This is a genomic window from Methylobacterium sp. J-030 (assembly GCF_022829545.1).
Taxonomy (GTDB): domain Bacteria; phylum Pseudomonadota; class Alphaproteobacteria; order Rhizobiales; family Beijerinckiaceae; genus Methylobacterium.
The window spans coordinates 1-2,319 of the sequence record NZ_JAKSYM010000234.1; the positions used below are offsets into that span (position 1 = coordinate 1).

Consider the following 2,319-nt stretch of genomic DNA (forward strand, 5'->3'; position numbering starts at 1 on the left):
ACGCCGGATCCCGACATAGGCCCCGCCCACGAACGGCTCGACGTAGCTCGCCACCGGCTGCACCGCCGCGGCCGCCCCGTCCCTCGACACCAGGGCCGCCACCGCGGGCGTGCCCAGCGGGATCTTCCAGCCGATCTCGCCGAACCCCTGGATCGTGGAACCGCCGCCATGCCCGCTCAGCGTGTCCGACAGCCCGTACAGCACCGCCCGGCGCGTGCGCGCATCCGTGTCGGCGTAGAGCGCGCCCAGCCGCAGCGACAGCGGGCCGAGCTCGATGCCGCCATACACGCCGCCGAACCCGCTCTTCAGCGTGGCGCTCTCCGCCCGGCTCACGCCGCCGGTGCGGCCGGCCGTGTCGAGCGACGCCTCCGTGTAGCCGCCGACCACGCCGAAGCGCAGTCCGCTCGGCAGCCGCACGTCGGCACCGGCCGCGAAGCCCGCGATCTGCCGGTCAAGGGCGAACGCGTTGCCGCCGCCATCGGCCGTGCCGAACGACCCGAAACCCTGGCCCCACAGCCCGAACACCTGCGGGTCGAGCGTGCGCACCGGCACGTTCGCCACTACCGGCGCCCGGCCCGGCAGGTCGGCGGTGTAGGCGGAGGGCAGGCTGCCGTAATCGAGCCCGGTGCCGGGCTGGCCCCAGCGCAGCCGGTCGAGCACCGCCTCGCGCACGAAGAACGCCGTCTCGTAGGCCGCCGACACCGTGCCGGCGTGGATGTCACCAGCCAGCGCCCGGAAGCCGCTGTCGGCCTCCGCCGTGGTGAAGCCTGCCGCCGCGTCGAACAGCCGGCCCGCACCCGCGGCCTGGACGGCGTTGGCCGCCGCGATGCCGTTGCGGCCGGTGGCGGAGGCGGCGAACGGCACGTCGTTGCGGGTCAGCGTCAGGTCGACCTCGTTCGCCAGGTAGCGCAGGCCCGGCGAGAGGAAGGCGAGGTTCGCCGTCACGCCCGCGAACTGGCCGGAGACGCCGCCGGCGGCCGACAGGATCGTGTAGGTGGTGCGTGGGTTGTAGGCACCCGAGGTGGCCAGCACCTGGACGGTGCCGCCCGCGAGCACGGCGCTGCCGGCGGCGGTGATCCGGTCGGCCTGGCCCGCGGCGTTGGCCTCGACCCGGTAGGTCGAGCCGGCCGCGAAGGCGGCGTTGCCGGTGACGGTGAGCGTGCCGATCGAGTTGCCCGGCGACACCGTGCCGCCTGACAGTGCGCTGAGCCCGCCCAGCGCGCCGGAGCCGCCGAGCGTTGCCCCCTGACGGACCGTCACGGCCGAGTTGGCCAGCGCGCCGTTTACGGTGAGCTGCCCCGCCTGCACGTCGGTGGCGCCCGTCAGGGTGCTGAGGCCGGTGAGCGTGAGGGTGCCCGCATTCGTCTTGGTCAGCGTCCCGGTGCCCGAGATGGCGTTGGCCAGGGTGCCGTCGACGGATTGATCGACCACGAGGGCCACGTTGTCCACGATCGCGCCCGTGCCGAAGGCGCCGGCATGGCCCACCAGGGTCCCGCCGCCGATCGTCGTGCCGCCGGAATAGGTGTTGGCGCCGGTCAGAACCAGCGTTCCGCTGCCGAGCTTCACGAGGCTGCCCGTGCCGTCGATGGCGTTGCGCCAGACGTCGTAGGCCGAGAACCCGCCCTTGGCGGCATCCATGGTGACGGTGACCGTGCCGTTGAAGGCGCCGTAGCCGTCGGCCGCGGCGAACAGGTTGATGCGGTCGTAGCCCATCCCGTTGTCGAGGAAGCCACCCGAGGCCAGCTCCGTCGTCGCGATCACGTCGCGGCGCTGAGAGGCCGTGAGGTAGGGGAAGCGCGTCGCGAGCAGCGCCTCGGCGCCCGTCGGCACCACCGGCGGCAGATCTGTGGGCCCGACCGGGGCGAAGCCGTAGGTCAGGCGCGCCGTGTAGGCGGCCTTGTTGCGCGCGTAGTCCGAGAAGCGGTCCGTGGCCGCGTCGACGGCGGCGTGGGCGCACCGCTCCAGCGGCCCGCCGCAGGCCTGGCTCAGATAGCTCTGCGCCTGCGCGAAGGCCTCTCCTATGAGAGCCGCGTTCGCCGGATCGTTGAGCGCCCGGATGGCGAAGTAGGTGTTTGGTCCCGGCATTTGGTGGAGCGGGTTTGACCTGAAGCTGCTGGGCTCGGTGGACCATGCTTTGCAGATGGCCTCGGAGGGCGGGAGACCACGCAGGGTCTTTACGCTGCGGCCAGAGATGGAGGCGCTTTCGAAGTCGGCCAGGTGAGCGCGAAGCTTCTCGTGGCTGTCGTAGTTGTAGCGTTTTACCGTCTCGTCGTTAATCGGTCTGTTCATTCGTGCGTCCTGGCCTTTGGGACAGGGGTT

General features: G+C 72.1%; 1 protein-coding gene. It reads right to left on the reverse strand.

Translation table 11 applies throughout. The features are described from left to right. A partial coding sequence (locus tag MKK75_RS17180; RefSeq protein ID WP_244043755.1) for an autotransporter domain-containing protein occupies positions 1 to 2,289 on the reverse strand: 2,289 nt, incomplete at its 3' end. Positions 2,290 to 2,319 lie beyond the last annotated feature (30 nt).